Below are 24253 nucleotides of genomic sequence, written 5' to 3'. Positions count from 1 at the left end.
GGTCGCGTGATCGCCCTCAGGATCCCGTTGCCGTGGCGCCGGAGAGATCCAGCGTGGCCACCGTGCCCTGCCCGGCGTTGGAATCCAGCTGCAGGTGCCAGCCCAGGTGCTCGCACAACCGTCCGATCAGTTCCAGCCCGATGCCGCTCCCCTGGCGGGCGTTGCCGCGCGCCAGGCGCGTGTAGATGGCGCTGATCTCTTCGGGTGTCATGCCATGGCCAGGGTCGGCAATGCGGACCACGCCGGGCGCCGACAGCGAGATGCGAATGATGCCGCGGTCGCTGTTTTCGATGGCGTTGCGCAGCAGGTTGCCGATGGCCGTCTGCACGATGGCGACCGGCGCGACCAGGCTGCACGGCGGCAACGGGTCCATGACCAGTTGCAGATCCTTGTCGGCGCACAGGTGCGTGTGGTCGGCCACGATGTCCGGCAGCAACTGATCCAGCCGCACCGAATCGCTGCTGCGCACCAGCCGGCCAGGGTCCTTGGCCAGCACCAGCAGCAAGGTGATCAACTGCTCGACCGAGGCGCTGGTCTGCGCAATGCGCTGCAGCTGGTGGCGTACCGCCGGCGGCGTGCCGGGTTGCTCCAGCGCCAGCTCCACCGCATTGCCGATCACCGCGATGGGCGTGCGCAGTTCGTGGCTGGCGCTGTCGATGAAGGCGCGCTCACGGTCGACGAACTGGCTGTTGCGCTCGAGATAATCGTTGAGCGCATCGGCAATGACGTACAACTCGGCGCTGCCCTGTGGCCCGACCGCAATCTGCTGCGCGCGCTGCTCCGGCCGCAATGCGCCGATGTCGCGCGCAAGTTCCACCAAAGGGCGCACCAGCCGGGCCATCGCATACGTGCCCATCAGCAAGGTGATGCCGATCAGCGCGATGCCGGCGGCCAGCATCCAGCGGGTAAGGAATTTTTCCAGCGCTTCGAAATCGGTGATGTCCAGCACCAGGGCCAGGCGGCCGGCATGCGCGGTGTCGCGCACCATCACCGCACTCTGGCGACCGGCGATCTCCAGACCGTCGTGCAGGCCGGGATGCAGGGTGCGCAAGACCGGCGGTGTGCGCGCGACATCCTCGACGCGGTACAGCCGCAAGGTGTCCGAGTCCTGCCAGTGATACTCCGGATTCTGCACGCTGCGCTCGAGGATGCTGTCCAGTTCGGAATTCAGCAGCGAGCGCCACACGCCATGTTCGGCGCGTTCGTGCAGGTACTGCGCAGTGCCGAACACCGCCAGCGTCATCAGCAGCGTGTAGCCGAACAACCACACCAGCACGCGGCGACCCAACGGGCGCTGTTTAGACATCGCTGCAGTCGCCGGCGCCAGGTGCATCGGCCGCATCCAGCTGCGCCAGCCGGTAGCCGAGCCGCGGCAAGGTATGGATCAGTTTTTGCGCGAACGGGCCGTCCACGCTGCGACGCAACTCGTAGATATGCGAGCGCAGCATGTCGCCGTCGGGCGGATCGTCGCCCCACAACGATTGCTCCAGGCGTTGCCGCGTCACCGCGGCCGGGCTGGCCTGCATGAGCACTTCCAGCAACTTGCGGCAGGCCGGATACAGGTGCAGCACCTGGCCGGCGCGGGTGGCTTCCAGCGTGGCCAGGTCCAGGCGCAGGTCGGCCACTTGCAGCAGCTTGCCGCGGCGACGGCCGTGCGCACGCGCCAGCAAGGCTTCGATACGCACCTCTAGCTCGGGCAAGGCGAAGGGTTTGGTCAGGTAGTCGTCGGCGCCGGCGCGAAAGCCGGCAATCTTGTCCGGCAGTTCGTCGCGTGCGGTGAGCATGATCACCGGCAGTTCGGACTGGTGCTGCTCGCGCAGCCGGCGCAGCACTTCCGGTCCATCCATGCGCGGCATCATCCAGTCCAGGATCAATGCGTCGTACTGCTGGGTGGTGGCCAGGTGCAGGCCGGTGACGCCATCGGGCGCGGCGTCCAGGGTATGCCCGCGCGCTTCGAAATAGTCGAACAGGTTGGCAACCATATTGCGGTTGTCTTCAATGACCAGCAGCCGCATGAGCGGAGTTCCGGGACGCCTGGCAGGCACAGTGTGCGCATCCTAACCGAGGCCGGCCAAGTGCAACCGCCATCGCCGGTACGGTCTTCCCGATCGGTTGCGCTTCAGCACCCGCGCACGGCGATGCCTGCGCTGCGATGCACGATCACGCGGGCTCGGCTCCGACAAATTTCCGACCCACTTGCCAGATAGTGTCTGCCCGCATCTACTCAGGGCGTGCGCGTGTCGCCTGCCATCGCTGCCTCCTCATCCCGCCAGCGCGCGCTGCTGGCCGCGTTGCTGTTGATCCTCGTCAGCTTGCTGGCCGGGCTGGGCATGCGCCAACCCAATCCGCCGGACGAACCGCGCTTCGTGCTGGCCGCGCGCACCATGGTCGAGACCGGCCAGTGGCTGTTGCCGCACCGTGGCAGTGAGTTGTATGCAGAAAAACCGCCGGTCTTCATGTGGCTGCAGGCGGCAACCTACGAACTGGTACCGCACTGGCCGGTGGCCTTCCTGCTGCCGTCGCTGCTGGCCGCGCTGGCCACGCTGTGGCTGACCTGGGATATCGCGCGCCGGCTATGGACCCGGCGTGTGGCGGCCCATGCGGTGCTGGCCTCGTTCACGGTGCTGCAGTTCGGCCTGATGGCCAAGCGTGCGCAGATCGACATGGTGCTGGTGGCGCTGACCACCCTATCGTTGTGGGGAATGCTGCGGCACCTGCTGCGCGGGCCGGACTGGCGCGCATGGACGCTGGGCCTGTTTGCTGCCGGCGTCGGTACGGTGACCAAGGGCGTCGGTTTTCTGCCGCTGCTGCTGTTGCTGCCGTGGATGGCGCTGCGGCGTACGCATTGGCGCGTGTTGCCGGCGCGCGCGCTGGCAGGACGCAGCTGGGCACTGGTGCTGCCGGCGTTCGTGGCCGGTACGGCGGTGTGGCTGGGGCCGCTGGGCATCGCGCTGTGGCACAGCGACGACCCGCAGCTGCATGCCTACGCGCACGAGCTGTTGTTCAAGCAGACCGGCACGCGCTACGCGCACGCCTGGCATCACGTCAAACCGTTCTGGTACTACCTGCAGGTGATCGCCACCTTGTGGCTACCCGGCTGCCTGTTGTTGCCGTGGCTGTTGCCGGCCTGGTGGCGGCGACTGCGCCGCGGCGACCCACGCTATGTGCTGCTTCTGGCCTGGAGCGTGCTGGTGCTGCTGTTCTTCAGCGCCAGCCCGGGCAAGCGCGAGGTCTATATCTTCCCGATGCTGCCGGCGCTGTGCATCGCCGCGGCGCCGCTGCTGGCCGGGTTGTTGCGCCGGCGCGGCGTGCGGATGCTGCTGAGCGGGTATGTGCTGCTGCTTGGCGTTGCCGGCCTGGTGCTGGGCGGCGGCATTGCGCTGCATCTGCACTGGGCCGAAAACACCGCAGTCAAGCGCGGCATGGCGCTTGCCTCGCTGCAGCCGGTGGGTTTCTGGTTGATCGGCCTGGGCGTGGTTGGCCTGGCCGCAATTGCATGGTCGCGCGGTAAACGCGCGGGCACCGCGCTGGTGGTGATGACCGCCGCGCTGTGGACGGTGTTCGGCCTGGGGTTGATGCCCGCGCTGGATCCCTACAGTTCGTCCGCAGGTTTGATGCAGCGCGTGGGCCAGCGCATCGGTCCGGACGCGCAGCTGGGCATGCTGGCCTGGCGCGAACAGAACCTGCTGCAGGCCGATCGCCCGGTCACCGATTTCGGCTTCAAGGCGAGCTGGCAGGAGCAGTGGGCCAAGGCAGGCCCGTGGCTTGCGCAAGCGCCACACACCCGCTGGCTGTTCGTGCTCAAGCAGGCGGTGCCGGCGTGTATCGATCCGGCACAACGCATCGATATCGGCGAGTCCAATCGCAACCAATGGCAATTGCTGCCGGGCACGGCGTGGCATGCCGGTTGCATCGCCACCGTGTCCGACGCCGAACAGACCGGTAGCGAAGGCGATGCAGACTGAACGCTTGGCGTCGGGTTAACGGCCAAGCAACCCCGGTCCGACCGCTTTCCGACATCCGGGTTTCGAAGATGTCGGGCATTGACACAGGCCGCCATCTCGATGACAACGCTTCCCATCCGTGCGCCGGCCGTGGCGCATACCGCCAGCGGCATGAAGACGCACTTCTTCGTGCGCCATCTGTGGCTGCCCCTTGCCTGCGTCCTGTTGGCGAGCGCGCTGTTGATGGGCGCCGGTGGCGACCAATGGATCGCCGATGCGCTGTATCGGCTGGAAGGCGGGCACTGGCTACTCAAGGACCACTGGTTCACCAGTGGCGTGATCCACCGCGTGGGTAAATGGTTGAGCACGGCAGCCGGGGTCGGCGTGCTGGTGCTGGCCATCGTTGCGTGGTGCAGGCCACGCCTGAAGGTGTTGCGCTGGCCGCTGACCTACCTGGCCGCCTCCGTCGCACTGTCGACCTCGCTGGTGTCGCTGCTCAAGTCGTGGACGGCGATGGATTGCCCGTGGGATCTGAGCCGCTATGGCGGCACGCAAGCGATGATCGGGCTATTCGAATCGCGCCACGGCATTGCCGCGTCCGGTTGCTTTCCGGCCGGCCATGCCAGTGCCGGTTATGCATGGGTGGCGCTGTATTTTTGTGCGCTGGCGCTCCGTCCTGCATGGCGGTTTGCAGGTTTGTTCATAGGCTTGGCGGCAGGTCTCATTTTCGGTGTTGCGCAACAACTGCGCGGCGCGCATTTTCTCTCGCACGACCTGTGGTCGCTGGCGGTGTGCTGGGTGAGCGCACTTGCACTGTACTGCGTGATGCTGCAACGGCCGCGTCGCGCGCTTGGATTGATGTTGCTCTCGGGGGACGCAGCATGAGTACCTGGTTGCCGGAACCGCGCAAGCGTAGTGGCCTGCGCGCGCTGACATGGAGTACGCGGCCGACGGTGTCGACCGAAGCGCTGGTGCTGCTGTCGAGCCTGTTTTTTGCTTTGGTGTGCAATCAATTGTTCTGGCGCACGGCCATGGCCACGCATCCGGGCAGCATCGGGTTTGCGATCTCGTTGATGGCGCTGCTGGTGGCCGTGCATGCGCTGCTCCTGGGCGTGCTGGTCTGGCGCTGGAATGCAAAGCCGCTGCTGACGCTATTGCTGTTCACTACCGCACTGGCCGCGCACTACATGGACAGCTACAACGTCTATCTGGATGCGGACATGCTGCGCAACGTGCTGCATACCGATCACAAGGAATCGCGCGAGCTGCTCACGCCGGGCCTGATCCTCCCGCTGGTGTGCTACTTCCTGATTCCGGCCGCATTGCTGTGGCGCACCCGTTTGCGCGCACGCAGCGTGGGCAAGGCGGTGCTGGTGCGATCGGTTTTCCTGCTGGTGGTGGCGGTGGTGGGCGCTGCTGGCGCCATGCTCTCGTCGCAGGATATTTCCGCACTGATGCGCAATCATCGCGAAGTGCGTTATTTGGCCACGCCGATCAATTACATCGTGGCATTGCGGCAAAACCTCAAATCCGAATCGCCGATCAAGCGCGCGCCCAAACAGCCGATCGAGCACGATGCGATGGCCACGCCGCGTGCGCCGGGCAGCCGCCCGCGCCTGTTACTGGTGGTGCTGGGCGAGACCGCGCGCGCGCAGAACTGGGGTCTCAACGGCTATGCCCGCCAGACCACGCCGGAGCTGGCGCAGGCAGGGGTGATCAATTTCCCCGATATGCATTCGTGCGGGACCAGCACCGAGGTCTCGGTGCCCTGCATGTTCTCCCCCTACGGCCGTCGCGATTACAACGAAGACATGATTCGAGGCCATCAGTCGTTCCTGCATGTGCTGGAACACGCTGGCATCTCGACGCTATGGCGCGACAACCAGTCAGGGTGCAAGGGCGTGTGCGACGGGTTGGACATCCAGAGGCTGGACGATGCCACCACACCGGGCCTGTGCGCCGATGGCCGCTGCATGGACGAGATCCTGTTGAGCGACTTGGCTGCGCAGGTGCGCGCAAAGCCTGGCGACCGCGTGGTGGTGCTGCACCAACTGGGCAGCCATGGCCCGAGCTACTTCGAGCGATATCCGGCGCAGTTCGAACGCTTCAAGCCAGTGTGCAAGACCGCGGATCTGGGCAGCTGCGGCCGCCAGGACATCGTCAACGCCTACGACAATTCGATTGTGTACACCGACCACTTCCTCAATCAGGCCATCCATGCGCTGCGCGGCCTGCCGGACTACGACACGGCGATGATCTATCTCTCCGATCACGGCGAATCGCTCGGCGAAAAAGGCCTGTACCTGCACGGCGTTCCGTATGCCATCGCGCCCAAGGAGCAGACCCATGTGCCGATGGTGATGTGGTTCTCGCCGGAGTTCGCGCGCGATCGCGGCCTGGACGAAGCCTGCCTGCGCCACCGTGCAGGGCAATACACCGATCAGGATGCGCTGTTCCCGTCGGTACTTGGGTTGATGCAGGTCAAGACCAGCGCCTACGCGCCCGAGCGCGACCTGTTCGCCAAGTGCACCGGCACGACGTTGCGCTGATCGCCAACGCCTGCGTCTGCCTGCCGCATCGCAGGCGTGGCGTGCGTTGCCCCTTGCCCTGAAACCCGGCGCGCTCTAGCCTTCGCCGGACTTCACTGCAAGGACCACCCGTGAATCCTCGTTTGCTGTTGCTGGCGTTGGCTGTGGCTGCCGGCACCCTGAGCCTGTCGGGCTGCCGCCGGGATGCGGCACCACCGGACAAACCTGTCGCGAGCAAGGCCGCGCCGGCCGAAAGCGCCGACCAGTTCGTTGCGCGCATCAGCGCCGAATACAAGGCGACCTATCCGGAAACCACCGCTGCGCAGTGGCTGTCGTCGACCTATATCAACGGCGATTCGCAGTTGCTGGCGGCCAAGGCCAACGAACGTTCGCTGGCGCAGCTGGATCGGTGGATCGAACAATCCAAGCAGTATGCCGGCACGCCGATGTCGGCCGACAGTGCGCGTGCGCTGCAGTTGCTGAAATTGATGAGTGCCCTGCCCGCACCGCGCGACCCGGCCAAGCTGGCCGAGCTCACCCGCATCGCGGCCAAGATGGAAGGCGATTACGGCGCCGGCAGCTACTGCGTAGGCGAAGGCGAGCAGCGCCGCTGCCGCCAGCTCGGCGAGTTGGAACAAGTGCTGGCCAGCAGCCGCGACTACAACGAACAACTCGACGCCTGGCAGGGCTGGCACAGCACTGCGCAGCCCATGCGCAAGGATTATCAACGCTTCGTGGAACTGGCCAACGAGGGCGCACGCGGGCTGGGCTTCGCCGACGTCGGGGTGCTATGGCGCAGCGGCTACGACATGCCGCCGGCGCAACTGGCCAGCGAAACCGACCGCCTGTGGGAACAGGTCAAGCCGTTGTATGCGCAGTTGCAGTGCTATGCGCGCGGCAAACTCGATACGCAATACGGTAAGGACAAGGGCGAGGTCGCCGGCGGCCTGTTGCCGGCACATCTGATGGGCAACATGTGGCAGCAGGACTGGAGCAATCTGTGGGATCTGCTGCAGCCCTACCCCGGGGCCGGCGACCTGGACATCACCTCCGCGTTGGAAAAGCAGTACCAGGGCAACCTCACTGCAGTGCTGGCGCGCAACGCCGGCGGCGATGGTGGCGCGGCCGCACGCTTCAACGCCGAACGCGAAGCGCAGCTGCGTACCGCCAAGCAGATGACCGAACGCGCGCAGGATTTCTACACCTCGCTGGGCATGCCCAAGCTGCCGGACACCTATTGGCAGCGCTCGCAGTTCATCAAGCCGCTGGACCGCGATGTGGTGTGCCACGCCAGCGCCTGGGACATGAACATGGGCGGCGAGGCGAACCAGAACATCGGCGCGGATGTGCGCACCAAAATGTGCATCAAACCGACCGAAGAAGACTTCACCACCATCTACCACGAGCTGGGACACATCTATTACGACCTGGCCTATAACCCGTTACCGCCGCTGTTCCAGAACGGCGCCAACGACGGCTTCCACGAAGCGATCGGCGACACCATCGTGCTGGCGATGACGCCCAAGTACCTGCAGTCGATCGACATGGTGGGCGAGCAACAGACCGGTCGCGAGTCGTTGATCAATTCGCAGATGCGCATGGCCCTGAGCAAGGTGGCGTTCCTGCCGTTTGGTTTGATGATCGACCGCTGGCGCTGGGGCGTGTTCGACGGCTCCATCACGCCCGAGCATTACAACCAGGCCTGGTGGGAATTGAAAGCCAAGTACCAGGGCGTGGCGCCGGTCGGCGCGCGCGGCGAAGAATTCTTCGACCCTGGCGCCAAGTACCACGTGCCGGGCAACACACCGTACACGCGCTACTTTCTGGCGCATATCCTGCAATTCCAGTTCTACAAAGGCCTGTGTCAGGCCGCCGGCCATCAAGGGCCGCTGTACGACTGCAGCTTCTACGGTAACAAGGACGCCGGGCAGAAGTTCTGGTCGATGCTGCAGCGTGGTTCCAGCCAGCCCTGGCAAACCACCCTCAAGGAACTCACCGGCAATGACAAACTCGATGCCGGCCCGATGCTGGAGTACTTCGCGCCAATGAGCGAATGGTTGAAACAGCAGAATCAGGGGCAGATGTGTGGGTGGCAGGCCAGCATTCCGGTCAACAGCAGCAGCCCTGAACATCCCGTTTCGCGCTGAACCTGTGCGGCGGTTGCAGGCTACATGACCGACCTAGGGGATCTTTTGAGTATGCTGCCCCACGTCAACAGATGCGTTGGGCATCTGGCAATCAGCGCCTGTCGGCCCACCCGACGGTTACAAGCGCGCACGCAAATCAAACGAGAAGACTTGCTTCAACGCAGTACAGATTGACGTAGCCAGTTCCTCCTGCTGCTGTATGCCGAATCCGATCGAGCGATCGAAGTGCCTCGCCCAGCGAATCCTGCGCAGCGAAGAGTCCACGATTCTGAAGGAGGCCCTAATGCGCTCGGCATCGACACGCACACTGCCCTCGATAGAGTGGTTGACGCTAGCGCCAGAAAGAAGCTCTTTGGATGTCATCGCGTCGCCGTTGGCAGACGCTGCAACCGGCAACACGGCAAACGCTTCACCGAAGGTCTGGAACAATTGATCAAGTAGTTCCTCGTAGAGTCCATGCGTAAATGCCTGCCCATCGCTACGCTCCGCAATGTAGTGGATCGGCTGAATGATCAGACCGCTCCCAGGCGAAGACGGCGCAGGGTTGCGCCGCAGTATCACTGGCATGTAACTGCCAAGGGGAATACTGATCACAAGCGCCGCCGCCGCGCCCTGTTGGCAATAATAAGAATTCAGTCGCTGGCGTAAGCGCCCCACCTGCACCCTGACGACCGGATCTTCCGCCGGAACATAGTTGGCCGGGTTGCGATCGAACACGTCAATACCGATGGCGTACTCGTTGGTATTGCGGCTTCTCCCGGCAATTGCTTGCTCAACCAGGTACGTGAGTAAACGACCCATTCGCGGCGCTTTGATAAAGGCGTCGCTGCTAAGCAATGCGTTACAGGCTGATCGAATTTCCTCTTCCCCAACCTCACCCATCACCTCGGTCACGATACACCCTCATCCGTCCTGTCACTCCCATCGGGTCAGCCAAGGCCGATTTCATAAGCACAAATCATCCAGCAGGTGCACGGGCCGCGTGCGTCCTGATTTGCAAAAACCTGTCTCGCCCCGGTGCTTTAAGGGCCTACACCAGACAGACCTCAGCGAGCTCGTCCTATGCAACTTGCCCCAGACGAGCAACCATATCCCGTCAATTTAGCTCAGCAAAGAAATTGATCCATCGCAGCACACCTAGGGCAGTTTGCGTGACAGGCAGCGAAATTTCTCAACTGCCAAAGAAAGTCTTCATTTCCGGGCGCGATACGCAGACTAAAGAATGCGGTGCAGATCACAGAGAAAACGGCTATCGATCCACTTTCACCCATCTAAATTCAATTGAGCTTGCGACACTTTGCGCGTTACGGATAGCGATACCGGAAAGCTACCGTAACGATACTTGTTCGGCGACAGAGCCCTGCCCTAGGATTCAATCATCGTTTCGCAAACACTCGCCTCGGCAAGACGCGCTCATTATGGAGAGCTAAATGGCTGACTCACTCCCCGCCGACATTATTCAAGCCATCGCCATATCGAACGCAAAATCCATAGGCGAGCAGCCCGCTGTTCTTGCAAACCTTGCTTTAGCGCAACAAATATTCAACCAGAACATGCAACAGCAAATTTCGCTCAGCCAGCAACAAGCCATGAATCAGGTGCAGATGGCTGCCGCTGCGAAGTGCGTCGCAATGATCGAACGCACAAGCGAGTGCAAAAATCAGCAAAGCATTGACCAGATGGTCAAGGACATCGAAAAGCTGATCAAAGACATGGGTGCCATCCAGACGCAGCGCGACGCTTCCCCCTAAGTAACGGGCATCGTGCAAACGCACCCACCACGCATGCGCTCGTCCGGGTCTATTGACTTGCGATGACAGCATCCTCCCCCGAACAGGGGCTGCGGTAGGAAAGCCGCTTCAACCCTCGTCTGTTTTTCAATCTCAGGAGAATCACATGCCTCTGCCCGATGAAGTAGTGAGCGCTGTTGCCATCGGTAATCTGAAAGCCATCTCGGAACAGCCCGCAATGTTGTCCAATTTGGCCTACTCCAATACCGTGGCCAATACCAATCTGTCGCAACAAAATGCAGTTGCCAACCAGCAGGCGATGAACGAGCTTGGGATTTCGATTGTTGCCAAGGCATCCAACACCATCAGCAATCTTGGACCGCTGGAAGCACGCTCTGCCGTGGACATCCTCACCAACGATGAGCTTGCGCAGACCATTGCCGACATGAAGGCCACCCTGCAGGCATTCGCCCCTCGACAGTAAGTGATTGTTAGGCCTTGGAAGGAGCAACGATCATGCTAGAAGAAGAGGTAGTTAGCGCAGTTGCAATCGGTAATTTGAAGGCGATCTCCGAGCAGCCGGCAATGCTGTCCAACCTGGCGTATTCGAATGTTCTGGCCAGTAACAATCTCGGACAACAAAACGCGGTCTCCAACCAGCAGGCTGTCACGGAACTTGGCATACCGGTCGTCGCCAAGGCCACCAACAGCCTCAGCAACATTGGGCCACTGGAAGCCCGCTCTGCCGTGGATGTCCTGACTTCCAACGAACTGGCGCAAACCATCACTGACCTGAAGGCAACAGTTTCGGCGTTTCTGGTTACGTCAGGAGCAAAACTTCCCGACGGCTGGTGGCAAAGACTCATGCTACTGCTAGAGATGAATCTGAGTGTGGATTCCCAGCATCGGCTTGTCATTCCGAAGCAGGGACAAGCGATCTTCTTCCCTGGCACTTACGCCAAGGAAGATATCCAGATCAGTCTCGATAGCTCTGGTGTCACCATCAAGACCTCTTCATCGAGACGGTAAAGGCGTAGCGGTAAAGATGGGGGCCGCGCATGGCCCCCATCCCTTCTAAGGTGATCGCTCATGGAAATTGAAATCACAGTTAATGGCATTCCATCTACATCAGATCCAATTCTTTCCTCCACCGCTTTGAGTGGTTTGGCCATCTCACAGCAAGGCGCACTTATCTCAATGCTTGCTTACGCCAATCAGGTGGCGAGCAGCGATCTCTCTGCCAAGACCCAGATCGTTCATCAGGACGCATCCAATCGATTGCGGCAATCCATCCTTGCCAAGGCTGTCAACGGCGTACAAGCCTCGGACCCCATAAATGCAAGGTCAACTGGCTCGTTATTGACATCCAATGGCATGGCACAAAGCCTGCTCGACCTAAGAGCAACACTGAAGTCAATGCATACGCCGGCAAAACCCGTGGTGTCGGCATGAGCGACAAGCCTGACGATGCCGGTACGTCGATGGAGCATTACAACAGCCAGGTCCTGGCACTTATGGAGGGTCGCCTGCTCAGCGGCATGCAGGCTGCCCTACTGCCTCAGCCATATTACGTGATCAGACACCGCGAAACGGGCGTGATAACCACTACGGCCTCGACGACCGTCGGTAGCAGTACGAAGGATGCGATATTCGGCCCCGATACGTTTTCTGCGTGCAACACGTACATCAACTCAACGGTCGTCACCCAGCTGGCCACCAGCAGCCCGGACTTCCAGATGGACCAGCAACACCAATCTGCCACCACAACATTGCCATCAGAAGGAGCGCCCACATGACCCAACCGGAATCCATCGGGCAACTTGGGCAGGCCGTGAACGAGATCGCGGATTCGATGACCAAGGTCGCCACCAACGTCGCACTGCTGGGCGTTGATGGAAATGCAGACGAACAGATGCGCATCATCACCGAGGAAAACAACAAGGTCTTGAACCGCATTCGCCAGCTCTACAACCTGCCGCCAATGCCGGAGAAATAGCGTGACTGCGAAGGGTTCGATCGTGACAGCTCCGCTCGCGGCTGCCGCCGCGCTGAATGCCACCGCGATCCCGAGCGCGCAGGCAGCATATGCACTGATGACCCAAGTGCTGCAGGACGAACCATCGCCCTTGATCTTTGGCTCTCTGGCCTTGAGCGCAGGTGCGATCGTGCTTGGGCTGGAGGCGTACGAGGCAACCAACGCAGCAGCTGTCGAGGTCGGGCTCGCACATGGAGCGATCGAACAGTAGGAGTCGGCCATTGCCGGCACAGGTGCTGGTGGTGGCTTTCCCGACCGCATACAAGCAGTACCCGCAATCGCAGCCAGCGGACACGCACTGTTTTTTTCTTGTCCAGGCAAACGCCACGCAGGTCCGGATTGCCTCTTACGACACCCGATGGTTGTTGCTCGAAGATCCGTCACCGATCGCGACGGGCCTGACCAAGATCAACTACCGGGCAACCGACAATACATTGGCGCGTCGCCAAGTAACGGTTCCGATCCAGGTGAATGGAACGCCATACGAGGTGGAATTCGTGCAGCAGGCCGGGCAGTTGGTGCAGATCCAGATGGTCCAGGTATTGAACTGCCCATTGAATCTGGAATGCCTGATTGCCGTTATTTTCATCGCGAACCTGATCGAGAAGATTCCACTGCCTCCGATCAAGTTACTGGTCGCCTTGATCGCAGCGCTGGCGCTTGCGGCGCTGGGCGTGATCGTTGCATTGATCAGACGTAGCTTTGCCGACGTACCTGAACCCAAGCCGTTGTCCACCGAAAACAATGGCGTTCCGATCGTGCTGTTTCCGGGAATGTCGCTGCCGAATGGCCTTCCACTGAAAACCGTGCGAGCGGAAAGCCAGACCATCGCACTACAGACCGTCAGGGAAATTTACTGGCTGGTTAAACAAGTTACCGAATCCTGATTCGATCACTCGCCCCCGTCATCGCCGTGTTCAACGCGCATTACTTCAACAATCATCGGAGCAAGACATGGAAATCAGCGAAATCCTGATGCAGCAATCCGTATGGACCTGGAACATCATGGCCGGCTCGGCCAACCTGGGCGAGATGATCCGCGAAGACGCGATCACCTCGGTCAACCTCACCACGATCAACCAGCTCGCGCTTGAAAATCAGCTGCCGCTGGTCACGACCAGCTTTCAAGGCGCTCACCTCGAGGGAGAATATGGCGCAGACTGGATGTGGCGATACGGCGACCGCAATGCCTGCCTGATCCAGGCAAAACGGCTGGATGTCGTACGCAGCATCGGAGTCATGTCCTACACCTTCAACTTGCAGCAGATGGCGGCACTGATCGATGCCGCCAACGTCCTGGGCACTACCCACAACATCGATGCGATCCCGTACTACGTTCTCTACAATTCGATGATCCCCAACATGGAATCCCGGGAAAAATTCTTAGGATGCACCTGCGTCAACGCATACATGCTGTCCGCATTTATCGAAAGCAGCGGACTGCGCGCAGGGCAAAAAGAAAAAACCCTGTCGTTCCAAACCCTCATGTCACGCAAGGAACTTAACATCGGCCCCTGGTTCGGAATGTTTCCCTGAGGCAATAAGGCAGGCCGTAGCGCCGGTCCAGGAGACATTCGCCATCTTGGTTGGCGCATAGGGTTTCGTGCATTCCTGTTGATTTTCAGTCTTGCATGTCCTGTGTGGATCGAGCATCGGTCTTCGGAGTAAGCGAAACACGGGACTACGCCGCAGCCAAGCTCAGTTGAGCTTGGTGCCGCCCTGCAACCGTTCGCTCAACTTGGTCTTGAACTGCTCGAACTCCATACCGTCGGCACGGGCCTCGGCATGCGCGGCGTCCTTGAGGGCGTCCGAGTAGGTCAGCCGCACCGGGGTGCCCTGGCGTTCGTGCAACTCGGCCGCGCGCATGATCAGCGCCAGCACCTGCGCGGCGCTGGTGCTTTCGCCGGCGATGCGGCCATCCATTCCCAGCACCCATTCGCCGTCGCGGCGGACGATGCCGGCCAATAGCGTGCGTTGCTGGTCGCGGAGTTCGGCATGCGGTTCGATCGGGGACACCGGCGCGGGATTGGCGGCGGCCTGGTTGCGCTGGCGCTCGGCGGCACGCTTGCGGGCATCACGGCGCAACTTGGAATCGGTGGACATGCAGGCTCCTGTGAGGTCAGAGGTGGTCGGCCGGCTCCAGAGGCACTGCCTCGGTGGCCTGGCGGTGCCGTAGACGGCGGCCGCTGCGGCGCTCCCAGCGCCAGAATAGCCAGCCCAGCAAGAAAAAGCCGGTCATGCCGATCGCCAGATGCCGCGGATGTTCACTCAGCAGCGGCGACAGCACCCCGGCCACCACCGTATTGGTCATCAACTGGGTGAAGGCCTGCAGCGACGACGCCAGGCCGCGCTGCTGCGGGTACATGTCCAGCACCGCCAGCGCCAGGATCGGAAAGATCAACGCCATGCCCATGCCGGCCAGGAAGATCGGCAGCACCGCCCACGGCAGCGCGATCTGCGCCACCGCAAAGGTGTAGGCCAGATTGGCCAGTGCCGCCACGCCGCAGCAGATGAAGCCGATGCGGATCTGCCGCACCGGCTGCATGCGCCCGGCCATGCGCCCGGACAGGAACGAGCCCAGCGTCATGCCGCCGATGGTGGGAATGAACAGCCAGGCGAAATCGCCTTCGCCCAGCTTCAGGTGCTGCATGATCAGCACCGGGGCCGAGGCGATGTAGAGGAAGATGCCGGCGAAATTGAACGACCCGGCCGCGGCCAGGCGCTGGAAGCGCGGATTGAAGCCGATGCGCACGTAATCCTGCATTAGGCGTTTGAACTGCAGCGGGGTGCGCGCCTCCACCGGGTGGGTCTCCGGCAGCCAGGTCAGGGTTGCGATGAGCAGCACCAGGCCAAACACCACCAGGAACCAGAAGATCAACGGCCAGCCGGCGCCACTGAGCAGGATCCAGCCGCCGATGATCGGCGCGATGGCCGGCGCAATCCCGAAGATCATCGACACCTGGCTCATCAGCCGCTGTGCGTCAGGGCCATGGAACAGGTCGCGGATCACCGCCCGCCCGACGATCATGCCCACGCCGGCCGACAGGCCCTGCAGCGCGCGGAACGCCAGTAGCGTGGGCAAGTCTTGCGACAACGCACAGCCGATCGAACCGGCGACAAACAAGGCCAGCCCGCCCAGGATCACCCGCTTGCGGCCCCAGGCATCGGACAACGGCCCGTGCGCGATGCTCATCAGGCCATACGCCAGCAGATAGACGCTGATGGTCTGCTGGATCGCCACCTGGTCCACCGCCAGGCTGCGGCCAAGTTGCGAGAACGCCGGGAAGATGGTGTCGATCGAAAACGGGCCGAACATCGCCAGCCCGGCCAGCAGCAGCGCCATGCGACGGGTGGAGGGAACAGCAGAAGTCATGCGCAACGGTATCCGGAGGACTCCCCACGCGCAGGCACCGGCAGCGGTGGTCAGGCCAACGAGCGCAGCGGCAGGCATGGGGCAAAGAAGCCGACACTTTACGCCAACTGCCACCGCATGCGGCCAGCGATGGAGCGCATGCGCGGCACGCAGGCATGCAAATCGCAGCCGCGTCCGCTTCATCCTGGCACCGCATCGTCATCCTGCCCAACCGAGCGGCCGCACACCTGACAATGACGGCGCCGGCAGTGCTCGGCGCCCAGTGCCCAACGGCAGCGATCAGTCGGCTGCGGTGGAGCGCTCCTGCAGCCGCTGCCAATCGGCGATCGGCTGATCGCTCACCACCCGGCCCTGCTCCAGGGTGATGACGCGCGCGGCCATGCCGACAGTTTCGCGCCGATGCGCCACGATGATCCGGGTGACCTGCATTGCCTGGATTGCGCGATTGACGCGCTGCTCGTTCATCACGTCCAGATGGCTGGTCGCCTCGTCCAGCACCAGGATACGTGGCGACCTGTACAGCGCGCGTGCCAGCAAGACGCGTTGCCGCTGCCCGCCCGACAACCCGTTACCCGCCTCGCTCAACAACGAGGCGTAGCCGAGCGGCATCTGCTCCACCTCCTGATGCACGCCGGCGATGCGCGCGCAACGTTCGACCTGCGCCTGGTCCGGCTCCGGGTCGAAGAAACTGATGTTTTCGCTGACCGATCCGGTGAACAGTAGATCGTCCTGCATCACCGTGCCGACGATGGCGCGATAGTGCGTCAGCGCCGCCTCGCTCAGCGGGCGCCCGCCGATCTTTACGTGTCCGACGCTGGGTTTCAGCAGCCCGAGGATCACCTTGACCAAGGTGGTCTTGCCGCACCCGGACGCGCCGGTGATGGCCACGCATTCGCCGCTGGCGATGTGCACGCTGACGTCTTCGAGCACCGCCGGGGTATCGTCGGCGTAGCGGAAGCCGATGCCGCACAGTTCGATGGTGGTGTCGTTCCAGGCCGGCGCATCGATGCGCTGATCGGCCTCCTCGCGCGGCTGGTGGACGATGTCGGCCACCCGCTCCAGATGGACGCGCAACAGGCGGAACTCCACCAGCCGATCGATCAGCTCGGACAAGCGCATGGCGAACTGCTCGCGATAGGCCATGAATGCCAGCAGCATGCCCAGCGAAAGCTCTGCGCGCAGGATCGCGAACGCGGCGAGCCAGATCACCAGCACCCGCTCGCATCCGAACAGCAGGCGCTTGAGTGACGACTGCCAGACCTCGCCCTGCGCCAGGCGCAGTTGTGCATTGGTCTGTTCGGCCAGCAGATGGGTCCAGTCCATGCGCCGCACCTGCTGGCGCCCGAACAGCCGCACGCCCTGGATGCCGCGCACGCTCTCCAGCAGGTGGGTGTGCTGGCGCGCGTCCCACAACAACTGCTCGGCGGCGGCTTCGCGCATCCTCCGCAGCCACAGCCAGCGTGTCGCCGCATACAGCGCTACCGCCACCAGCGTGATCGCGCTGAGGCCGACGCTGTAGACCAGCATCAGGCCAAGGGTGCCGATCACCAGCACGCCATCGACCAGGGTCTGGGTGAATCCGGTCGTCAAGGTGCGTTGCACCTGCACGATCGAGGCGAAGCGCGACTGGATGCCGCCGAGGTGACGCTTCTCGAAATACGCCAATGGGAGCGCGAGCAGGTGCGCAAACACCTGCCCCATCCATTGAAAACCCAGCTGTGCCGACACGCTGGCGATCAGCCATCCGCGCAGCAGGGCGATGCAGGATTGCAGGACCACCAGCAACAGGAACCCGGCGCCAAGGACATGGATCAACCCGATGTCGGCCGACGGCACCGCCTGATCGACGATCCACTGCAGTTGGAACGGCATGCCCAGGCTGAGCACCTCGAGCGCGAATGCCAACGCAAGCACCTGCCAGACCGCACGTCCAAGTCCGTGGACACGACCGATCAACGAGGACAACGCCACTGCCGGCGCCGCAGCTTGCGGACGGAAGTCGGCGGCCGGGCTGAGTTCCAGCGCGATCCCGGAGAAATGCCGGGCGAATTCGCCCGGCGTCAGGCTCCGCGGCCCGCTGGCCGGATCGTGGATCTGCAGACGACGGGCGCCCACCCGCTTGAGCACGACGAAATGATTGAGATCCCAATGCACGATGCAGGGCAGCTGCAACTCCGGCAGCGCGTCCATTTCCAGCCGCAACGCGCGCGCCTGCAGACCGAGCGCCTGCGCGATCGCCACCAGATTGGCCAGGTTGGTGCCCTGCCGCGACAGCAGGAACCGGTGGCGCAGCTCGGCCAGGCCGATGTGGCAACCGTGATAGTGGGCGATCATGGCCATGGCGGCCAATCCGCATTCGCCGACCTGGCCCTGCAGGATCATCGGCAAGCCACGCACGGCGGACGCGCGACGCAACTGCGCCCGCCAGCGGCTCATCGCAGCGTACCGTGCAAGCTGGACAGCGGCTCGAAGGCCCACTGCGAGAAGCGCCGCCATTCCAATGCCAGCGTGCCCTGCACGCGCATACCCGGTCGCAGGACCGCGGTGCGTCCTTCACGCAGCGCGGCATCCCCGGCCAGGCGCACCCGCACGCGGTATAACGGTTCGCTCGCCGACGTGGAGTCGACACGCGGCGGTTCGGGCGCGGCGGCGATCTCGACCACCTGCCCGGCAAACTGACCGTAATGCTGGTAGGGCAAGGCGTCGAAGCGCAGTTGCACCGGCATGCCGGGCCCAATCAGCCCGGCGGCCCGGGAGGGCGCATACAACACGACCTCGGTCGCCATCGACGTCGGCAGTAGATCGGCCAGCCGTTGCCCCTGCGCGACCGCCTGCCCGCGCTGCAGCGGTCGCAGCGCCACCCGCCCGGCACGCGGCGCGCGCACTTCCCAACGCGACGCGGCCGCCTGCTCGATCGCCGCACGCCGATCCTCCTGCAGGCCGGCACCGGCCATCGCCAATTGCTGGTGCACGCTCAATGGCAGTTGCTGCACCTCGGCCTGGGCCTGCGCAAGCGCATCGGCCAAGGCCATGCGCTCGCGCTGCAGCTCCAGGGTATGCGCGCGTTGGTCGAGCACGTCGGCCTGTTTCTCATCGACGAATTGCTGGCTGACCAGGCCGCGCGTCAACGCGGTGCGGTAACGCTGCTCGATCGATTGGGTCAGTTGCTGCCAATGGCGCAGCAAGTCCAGCTCGGCGTCGATCTGCTGCAGGCGGTCGCGCAGGCCGGCCAGCGCCCGCGCAGCCGCCTGCTGCTGCACGCGCCCCTGGGCACGCAACTGCGCCATCGCCTCGACGGCCAGGCGCTGCTGTTCGGCCAGCACCGCAGCAGCGCGCTGGGTCGGCCGCCCGCGATCGTCGCGATGTTCGGCCGACAACACGAACAGCAGCTGGCCCGCAGCGACGCGCTGGCCCTGCGCGGCGCCGACCTGCACCACCACGCCCGACTGCGGTGTGGTGACGGCGATCAGTCCGCCCGCCGGGACGACCGTGCCATACAAGGTCTCGCTGCGCGCGAAGCCCAGGCGGAAGAATCCGACCAGCAGCAGGATCACGGTCGTCATCAGCAGGCCTACGCACCAACGCAGCGCGCCATGCTGGCGCAGCACCACCGGCCCGAGCCGACTGCGCTGCCGGTAGTCCACCGCCTCGCGTCGGAACAGGGTCGTCATCCGCTGGCGGCCGCCGACGCCCGCCCGTGCTGCCTGCCTGCTCGGTGCTGCCGCGTCGCCGTGTGCTGCCAAGCCACGCGCCTGCTCATACCAGCAGGGCTCCATGCGAGGGCCCGCGTTCCCAGAAGGCCAGCTCCTGCAACCGTTCGAACAGCGCCGGGGGCAACACGCTGCGCCGGGGGACGTACTGCACCCCGCGACGGACGCGATGCAGGCCCGGCATCTGCAACGCGGCATCGAAGCGTTCGGCCTCGGCCTGGACACCGGCATAGTCGTGCGCGAACGCCGGCAGTTGCAGGAAAGCGTAGACCTGCTCCATCGCCTGCGCCGGCCGTTGCGCCAGCGTGTCGTAGCGCAACAGCAGCAGTCGATCGGCATGTTCGCCGTAGAACGCCTGGCGCAGCCCATCCAGCGCATAGCCCACCACGCCGCGCGGTGCGGTCAGCAGGTCCGCGCGCATCGAGACCGAGTCTTCCGGGTCGTAGCCGAACAACGCCGACAAGCGCAGCGGCTGGGTCTGCGCCAGGCGCTCGAAGCTATCGACGACCCAGCCAACATCGCGAACGCAACAGATGACACGGCTGTGCGGAAATAGCGTCGCCAGCCCTGCCAGGCGACTGCACCAGGCGCGATTGGTGTCGAACACCGTGCCCAGCCCCTGGCGATCCTGGTAATAGGCGTCGAAGACCGAACGCAGCAGCCGTACCCGCTGTGCGTCATCGATCTGCACGTTGGAAGGATGTTCCTCGCTCATGCCCATCAGCATCGCCGCGTACAGTCGCGCGACCGGCGAGGTGACATCGGCGTGCACGTGCGGGTTCTGTCGCAGCAACGCGGCCAGCAAGGACGAGCCCGCCCGCGGCAGCCCGGAAATGAAATGGTAGTCCACCTCGCGCCTCCCCTATCCAATGCTGGTCGGCGGCGGCATGCCGGCGAGACGCATCGCCGGCCAAGCCTGCATCGCGTGCCACTGCACACGCGGACACGCTGCGCAAAGGCGCTGCGCTTTGCGAATGCCAGCGCTCCGACCGGGTGGTCGGGAGCGCTTGCCGTGACCGGCATCACATCGGCACGTGCCGGCACTCACCTGGCGGATGCGACGTTCGTTACCGCGCACACAGCGTCGTGCGCCGGCCCTGGGTCGCAACGGCACCCGCGCACGCTGGATCGCATGGTGCTGTCCCCGGCTCTGCGGTCCGGCGACCACTGTCGCCTCACCGGCCAACGGGCAGATGGCCGAGGCGGTCACGCAGTCGTCCCTTCGGGCGGCGTGACGCTGCGTACGAAGGGAAAACCCGTGAGGACGTCAACATGAATCTGTCGAAAAAATCGCCAACCAATGGTGCGCAAGCGCTGCAGCGGCCCGCCGGGGCCAAGGGCCAGCTGGAGCCCCTGGACCAGCGTCTGTGGAAGCATGTCGGCGGTGGGGACTATCCCCCGCCGGGCGCCAATACCAAGCACGATCCGCCGCCCAAGAACGGGCACCACTGATCCGCCTGCGCGGGCAGGAGCGAGCGGGCGCTGCCGTTGCCGGACCGCCCGGTAGCGGTGGGAACAGCGGCCGCTCAAACCCCGGAGGCCGGACGAGGCGACTCGCCCGGCCTCCGGCATTTCATGCCGCCGAAAAGCGTTTCGCCAAGCGGCCGGGCGCTGGCTATACTAGCCAGGCAACACGGTGGGAGAAGCGGCACTGCCGCTGCCGAAGGCGCAACAGCCCGTAATCGCTCAGGCCCGATACCATCTTCAACACAACTCTGGAGAGACCGGCCGCGGCCGGCGCCGAAGGGGCACGGAATGCAGGCAGGCCAGGTGCCATGCCGCGTTCCTAAACTCTCAGGCAAAAGGACAGAGGGGCGCGAGGAAGACCGCCGCTGCGGCAGGTCGTGGCGCGCGCATGCGCGTCAGACCGGTCGTGGTGCTTCCGACCTTTCGCATGCCCTCTGCTCCGGATGCCCGCCATGTCCCAGACCCCGTCTTCCCTGCGCGACCTCGAACACCACAGCGCGTTCGTCGAACGCCATATCGGCCCCAACGACGCGGAAATCGCCCAGATGCTGGACGTGGTCGGCCACGCCTGCCTGGATGCGCTGACCGATGCCATCGTGCCGGGCAACATCAAGTCGCCGGCGCCGCTGGCGCTGCCCGAGGCGATCACCGAAGAAGAAGCGCTGGCCAAGATCCGCGCCATCGCCGACAAGAACACCGTGTATCGCAACTTCATCGGCCAGGGCTATTACGGTACCCACACGCCGAAGGTGATCCTGCGCAACATCCTGGAGAACCCGGCCTGGTACACCGCCTACACGCCGTACCAGGCGGAAATCTCGCAAGGCCGCATGGAAGCGCTGATCAACTTCCAGACCCTGTGCGCCGACCTCACCGGCATGCAGATCGCCAACGCCTCGCTGCTGGACGAAGCCACCGCCGCGGCCGAGGCGATGACGCTGGCCAAGCGTTCGGCCAAATCCAAGTCCAACACCTTCTTCGTGCACGACGCGGTGCACCCGCAGACGCTGGAACTGCTGCGCACGCGCGCCGAGCCACTGGACATCGTGCTGCGCGTCGGCACGCCGGAAGAAGCGCTGCAGGCCGAGTGCTTCGGCGTGCTGCTGCAGTACCCGGACAGCTTCGGTCATATCGGCGATCACGCTGCACTGGCCGAGGCCGTGCACGCGCAAGGCGGCCTGGTCGCGGTGGCCACCGACCTGCTGGCGCTGACCTTGATCGCCGCCCCGGGCGAATGGGGTGCGGATATCGTGGTCGGCAACTCGCAGCGCTTCGGTGTGCCGTTCGGTTTCGGCGGCCCGCATGCCGCCTTCATGGCGTGCCGCGATGCCTACAAGCGCTCGATGCCGGGCCGCTTGATCGGCGTGTCGATCGATGCCGCCGGCAACCCGGCGTATCGCCTGACCCTGCAGACCCGCGAGCAACATATCCGCCGCGAAAAGGCCACCTCCAACATCTGCACTGCGCAGGTGCTGCTGGCGGTGATGGCGTCGATGTACGCGGTCTACCACGGCCCCGACGGCCTGACCCGCATCGCGCGCCGCACCCATCGCCTGGCGGCGATCCTGGCCGCCGCACTGCGCAGCGCCGGCGTCACCGTGGGCGAGCGCTTCTTCGACACCCTGCACGTCAAGGCGATCGATGCCGATGCCATCCACGCCCGTGCGCGTGCGGCCGGCATCAACCTGCGCGCCATCGACAGCGAAGCGGTGGGCATCAGCCTGGACGAAACCACCACCCGCGCCGACGTGGTTGCGCTGGCGCAGCTGTTCGGTGCCACGGCCGATGTGGACGCGCTGGATGCCGCCACCGCCGATGCCCTGCCGCAGGGCCTGCTGCGCACCACCCCGTTCCTGACCCACCCGGTATTCAACACCCATCACAGCGAACACGAACTGCTGCGCTACATGCGCTCGCTGGCCGACAAGGACCTGGCGATGGATCGCACCATGATCCCGCTGGGCAGCTGCACCATGAAGCTCAACGCCACCGCCGAGATGATTCCGGTGACCTGGCCGGAGTTCGGAGCGATCCATCCGCTTGCACCGGCCGAACAGTCCGCCGGCTACGCGCAGCTGATCGAAGAATTGGAAGCGATGCTGGTCGAGTGCACCGGCTACGACGCGGTGAGCCTGCAGCCCAACTCCGGCGCGCAGGGCGAATATGCCGGCCTGCTGGCGATCCGCGCCTATCACCGCGCACGCGGCGAAGGCCATCGCGACATCTGCCTGATCCCCGAGTCGGCGCACGGCACCAACCCGGCCTCCGCACAGATGTGCGGCATGACCGTGGTGGTGACCAAGTGCGATGCCAACGGCAACGTGGACGTGGACGACATCCGCGCCAAGGCGGAAAAATATTCCGATCGCCTGGCCGCACTGATGATCACCTACCCGTCCACCCACGGCGTGTTCGAAGAAGACGTGGTGGCGATCTGCGAAGCGGTGCATGCGCATGGCGGCCAGGTCTATACCGATGGCGCCAACATGAACGCGCTGGTCGGCGTGGCCAAGCCCGGCAAGTGGGGCTCGGACGTGTCGCACCTCAACCTGCACAAGACCTTCTGCATTCCGCATGGCGGCGGCGGCCCGGGCGTGGGCCCGTGTGCGGTGAAGTCGCACTTGGCCCCGTATTTGCCGAAGACGCTCGGCGGCGAAGGCGACGTCGGCATGGTCAGCGCTGCCAGTTATGGCTCGGCCTCGATCCTGCCGATCAGCTGGATGTACGTGACCATGATGGGCAGCGCCGGTCTGCGCAAGGCCACGCAAGTGGCATTGCTCAACGCCAACTACATCGCCAAGCGCCTGGCACCGCACTACAAGACGCTGTACACCGGCCGCAATGGCCTGGTCGCGCACGAATGCATCCTCGACGTACGCCCGCTGGAGAAGACCAGCGGCATCGGCGCCGAAGACATCGCCAAGCGGCTGATCGACTTCGGCTTCCACGCACCGACGCTGAGCTTTCCGGTCGCCGGCACGCTGATGGTGGAGCCGACCGAAAGCGAATCGCAGCACGAACTGGACCGCTTCATCGACGCGATGATCCAGATCCGCCAAGAGATCCGCGCCATCGAAGACGGCCGCCTGGACCGCGAGGACAACCCGCTCAAGCACGCCCCACATACCGCAACCCAGGTCTCGGCCAGCGAGTGGACGCATGCCTACCCGCGCGAACTGGCCGCCTTCCCGCTGCCCAGCCTCAAGCAGCAGAAGTACTGGCCGCCGGTGGCACGCGTGGACAACGTCTACGGCGACAAGAACGTGATGTGCGCGTGCATCCCGGTCGATGCCTACAAGGAAGACGCCGAGGCCTGATC

22 protein-coding genes, 1 pseudogene and 1 riboswitch are annotated in these 24253 nt (G+C 64.0%); of the genes and pseudogenes, 15 read left to right on the top strand and 8 right to left on the bottom strand.

The genetic code is table 11. The annotated features are described in order from the left end of the window. Positions 1 to 16 precede the first annotated feature (16 nt). Entirely contained in the window at positions 17 to 1333 is a 1317-nt protein-coding gene (locus FLG15_RS05885) for a sensor histidine kinase (protein ID WP_057677399.1), read from the bottom strand. After that, on the bottom strand, positions 1299 to 2015 hold the full coding sequence (locus FLG15_RS05880) for a response regulator transcription factor (protein WP_017156552.1): 717 nt from the start codon (positions 2013 to 2015) through the stop codon (positions 1299 to 1301). Before FLG15_RS05880 ends, FLG15_RS05885 begins: the two co-directional genes overlap by 35 nt. Before the next feature lie 216 nt (positions 2016 to 2231). Here FLG15_RS05880 and FLG15_RS05875 point away from each other — a divergent pair, with 216 nt between their 5' ends. The 4 genes from FLG15_RS05875 to FLG15_RS05860 all read left to right on the top strand — a co-directional run bounded on the left by FLG15_RS05875 (position 2232) and on the right by FLG15_RS05860 (position 8619). Continuing rightward, positions 2232 to 3965: an ArnT family glycosyltransferase gene (locus tag FLG15_RS05875; RefSeq protein ID WP_057677400.1), complete on the top strand. Its 1734-nt coding sequence runs from the start codon at positions 2232 to 2234 to the stop codon at positions 3963 to 3965. Positions 3966 to 4064: 99 nt separating this feature from the next. After that, positions 4065 to 4829 (top strand): phosphatase PAP2 family protein, encoded by a 765-nt coding sequence (locus FLG15_RS05870; protein ID WP_017156550.1) that lies wholly within the window; start codon positions 4065 to 4067, stop codon positions 4827 to 4829. Continuing rightward, on the top strand, positions 4826 to 6493 hold the full coding sequence (locus FLG15_RS05865; RefSeq protein WP_057677401.1) for a phosphoethanolamine transferase: 1668 nt from the start codon (positions 4826 to 4828) through the stop codon (positions 6491 to 6493). Before FLG15_RS05870 ends, FLG15_RS05865 begins: the two co-directional genes overlap by 4 nt. A 110-nt stretch (positions 6494 to 6603) precedes the next feature. After that, positions 6604 to 8619: a M2 family metallopeptidase gene (locus tag FLG15_RS05860; protein ID WP_150145674.1), complete on the top strand. Its 2016-nt coding sequence runs from the start codon at positions 6604 to 6606 to the stop codon at positions 8617 to 8619. Between the two features lie 117 nt (positions 8620 to 8736). On the opposite strand, the gene FLG15_RS05855 is transcribed toward FLG15_RS05860, so the two are convergent. Beyond that, positions 8737 to 9456, bottom strand: coding sequence for a hypothetical protein (locus tag FLG15_RS05855; RefSeq protein WP_057677403.1), 720 nt, complete (start codon positions 9454 to 9456; stop codon positions 8737 to 8739). 593 nt (positions 9457 to 10049) lie between these two features. Between FLG15_RS05855 and FLG15_RS05850 the strand changes: the two genes are divergently transcribed. From FLG15_RS05850 to FLG15_RS05810, 9 genes and pseudogenes are all read left to right on the top strand, one after another. Further along, positions 10050 to 10370, top strand: a complete 321-nt coding sequence (locus FLG15_RS05850; RefSeq protein ID WP_017160219.1) for a hypothetical protein — start codon at positions 10050 to 10052, stop codon at positions 10368 to 10370. Between the two features lie 145 nt (positions 10371 to 10515). Then, on the top strand, positions 10516 to 10833 hold the full coding sequence (locus tag FLG15_RS05845; protein ID WP_025998511.1) for a hypothetical protein: 318 nt from the start codon (positions 10516 to 10518) through the stop codon (positions 10831 to 10833). A gap of 32 nt (positions 10834 to 10865) precedes the next feature. After that, positions 10866 to 11378, top strand: a complete 513-nt coding sequence (locus FLG15_RS05840; RefSeq protein WP_017163058.1) for a hypothetical protein — start codon at positions 10866 to 10868, stop codon at positions 11376 to 11378. A 60-nt stretch (positions 11379 to 11438) separates the two neighbouring features. Next, positions 11439 to 11801, top strand: coding sequence for a hypothetical protein (locus FLG15_RS05835; RefSeq protein ID WP_139790904.1), 363 nt, complete (start codon positions 11439 to 11441; stop codon positions 11799 to 11801). After that, a complete protein-coding gene (locus FLG15_RS05830) occupies positions 11798 to 12145 on the top strand; it encodes a hypothetical protein (protein WP_057677404.1) in 348 nt (115 codons plus the stop codon). The genes FLG15_RS05835 and FLG15_RS05830 overlap by 4 nt, the downstream gene beginning before the upstream one ends. Further along, positions 12142 to 12345: a Ras family protein gene (locus FLG15_RS05825; protein WP_150145672.1), complete on the top strand. Its 204-nt coding sequence runs from the start codon at positions 12142 to 12144 to the stop codon at positions 12343 to 12345. Before FLG15_RS05830 ends, FLG15_RS05825 begins: the two co-directional genes overlap by 4 nt. Before the next feature lies 1 nt (position 12346). Further along, positions 12347 to 12595 carry a hypothetical protein gene (locus FLG15_RS05820; RefSeq protein ID WP_057677406.1) on the top strand — a complete coding sequence of 83 codons (249 nt, stop codon included), beginning with the start codon at positions 12347 to 12349 and terminating at the stop codon, positions 12593 to 12595. Positions 12596 to 12605: 10 nt separating this feature from the next. Next, positions 12606 to 13271 carry a hypothetical protein gene (locus FLG15_RS05815; protein WP_170922302.1) on the top strand — a complete coding sequence of 222 codons (666 nt, stop codon included), beginning with the start codon at positions 12606 to 12608 and terminating at the stop codon, positions 13269 to 13271. A gap of 26 nt (positions 13272 to 13297) precedes the next feature. Beyond that, positions 13298 to 13920: pseudogene (locus tag FLG15_RS05810) on the top strand (DUF6615 family protein). A 162-nt stretch (positions 13921 to 14082) separates the two neighbouring features. On the opposite strand, the gene FLG15_RS05805 reads toward FLG15_RS05810, so the two are convergent. From FLG15_RS05805 to raxST, 5 genes are all read right to left on the bottom strand, one after another. Beyond that, positions 14083 to 14487, bottom strand: coding sequence for a hypothetical protein (locus tag FLG15_RS05805; RefSeq protein ID WP_042821546.1), 405 nt, complete (start codon positions 14485 to 14487; stop codon positions 14083 to 14085). A gap of 16 nt (positions 14488 to 14503) precedes the next feature. Beyond that, on the bottom strand, positions 14504 to 15757 hold the full coding sequence (locus FLG15_RS05800) for a multidrug effflux MFS transporter (RefSeq protein WP_057677407.1): 1254 nt from the start codon (positions 15755 to 15757) through the stop codon (positions 14504 to 14506). 279 nt (positions 15758 to 16036) lie between these two features. Further along, complete coding sequence (gene raxB / locus FLG15_RS05795; protein WP_057677408.1) at positions 16037 to 18193, bottom strand: peptidase domain-containing ABC transporter RaxB; 2157 nt, start codon at positions 18191 to 18193, stop codon at positions 16037 to 16039. Next, entirely contained in the window at positions 18190 to 19533 is a 1344-nt protein-coding gene (locus FLG15_RS05790) for an HlyD family secretion protein (protein ID WP_150145670.1), read from the bottom strand. Before FLG15_RS05790 ends, raxB begins: the two co-directional genes overlap by 4 nt. Continuing rightward, positions 19514 to 20317 (bottom strand): RiPP modification sulfotransferase RaxST, encoded by an 804-nt coding sequence (gene raxST / locus FLG15_RS05785; protein ID WP_057677409.1) that lies wholly within the window; start codon positions 20315 to 20317, stop codon positions 19514 to 19516. The genes FLG15_RS05790 and raxST overlap by 20 nt, the downstream gene beginning before the upstream one ends. A 422-nt stretch (positions 20318 to 20739) precedes the next feature. On the opposite strand from raxST, the gene raxX reads away from it, so the two are divergent. Then, complete coding sequence (raxX, locus tag FLG15_RS05780; protein WP_014089614.1) at positions 20740 to 20919, top strand: RaxX family RiPP; 180 nt, start codon at positions 20740 to 20742, stop codon at positions 20917 to 20919. Positions 20920 to 21172: 253 nt separating this feature from the next. Continuing rightward, positions 21173 to 21287: riboswitch (glycine riboswitch) on the top strand. A 90-nt stretch (positions 21288 to 21377) separates the two neighbouring features. Continuing rightward, positions 21378 to 24251 carry an aminomethyl-transferring glycine dehydrogenase gene (gene gcvP / locus FLG15_RS05775; RefSeq protein ID WP_170922303.1) on the top strand — a complete coding sequence of 958 codons (2874 nt, stop codon included), beginning with the start codon at positions 21378 to 21380 and terminating at the stop codon, positions 24249 to 24251. Positions 24252 to 24253: the final 2 nt, after the last annotated feature.

Origin of the sequence: Xanthomonas phaseoli pv. dieffenbachiae (genome assembly GCF_008639345.1) — a bacterium.
Taxonomy (GTDB): domain Bacteria; phylum Pseudomonadota; class Gammaproteobacteria; order Xanthomonadales; family Xanthomonadaceae; genus Xanthomonas; species Xanthomonas phaseoli.
Note: the sequence above shows the minus strand (reverse complement) of the source record. Positions and strands in the feature narration are given on the sequence as shown.

What these genes read in the sequence shown, in the direction of transcription:
- FLG15_RS05885 (WP_057677399.1), bottom strand. Translation starts at nt 1,333, where the DNA reads ATGCACCTGGCGCCGGCGACTGCAGCGATGTCTAAACAGCGCCCGTTG.
- FLG15_RS05880 (WP_017156552.1), bottom strand. Translation starts at nt 2,015, where the DNA reads ATGCGGCTGCTGGTCATTGAAGACAACCGCAATATGGTTGCCAACCTG.
- FLG15_RS05870 (WP_017156550.1), top strand. Translation starts at nt 4,065, where the DNA reads ATGACAACGCTTCCCATCCGTGCGCCGGCCGTGGCGCATACCGCCAGC.
- FLG15_RS05865 (WP_057677401.1), top strand. Translation starts at nt 4,826, where the DNA reads ATGAGTACCTGGTTGCCGGAACCGCGCAAGCGTAGTGGCCTGCGCGCG.
- FLG15_RS05850 (WP_017160219.1), top strand. Translation starts at nt 10,050, where the DNA reads ATGGCTGACTCACTCCCCGCCGACATTATTCAAGCCATCGCCATATCG.
- FLG15_RS05845 (WP_025998511.1), top strand. Translation starts at nt 10,516, where the DNA reads ATGCCTCTGCCCGATGAAGTAGTGAGCGCTGTTGCCATCGGTAATCTG.
- FLG15_RS05840 (WP_017163058.1), top strand. Translation starts at nt 10,866, where the DNA reads ATGCTAGAAGAAGAGGTAGTTAGCGCAGTTGCAATCGGTAATTTGAAG.
- FLG15_RS05835 (WP_139790904.1), top strand. Translation starts at nt 11,439, where the DNA reads ATGGAAATTGAAATCACAGTTAATGGCATTCCATCTACATCAGATCCA.
- FLG15_RS05830 (WP_057677404.1), top strand. Translation starts at nt 11,798, where the DNA reads ATGAGCGACAAGCCTGACGATGCCGGTACGTCGATGGAGCATTACAAC.
- FLG15_RS05825 (WP_150145672.1), top strand. Translation starts at nt 12,142, where the DNA reads ATGACCCAACCGGAATCCATCGGGCAACTTGGGCAGGCCGTGAACGAG.
- FLG15_RS05805 (WP_042821546.1), bottom strand. Translation starts at nt 14,487, where the DNA reads ATGTCCACCGATTCCAAGTTGCGCCGTGATGCCCGCAAGCGTGCCGCC.
- FLG15_RS05800 (WP_057677407.1), bottom strand. Translation starts at nt 15,757, where the DNA reads ATGACTTCTGCTGTTCCCTCCACCCGTCGCATGGCGCTGCTGCTGGCC.
- raxB (WP_057677408.1), bottom strand. Translation starts at nt 18,193, where the DNA reads ATGAGCCGCTGGCGGGCGCAGTTGCGTCGCGCGTCCGCCGTGCGTGGC.
- FLG15_RS05790 (WP_150145670.1), bottom strand. Translation starts at nt 19,533, where the DNA reads ATGGAGCCCTGCTGGTATGAGCAGGCGCGTGGCTTGGCAGCACACGGC.
- raxX (WP_014089614.1), top strand. Translation starts at nt 20,740, where the DNA reads ATGAATCTGTCGAAAAAATCGCCAACCAATGGTGCGCAAGCGCTGCAG.
- gcvP (WP_170922303.1), top strand. Translation starts at nt 21,378, where the DNA reads ATGCCCGCCATGTCCCAGACCCCGTCTTCCCTGCGCGACCTCGAACAC.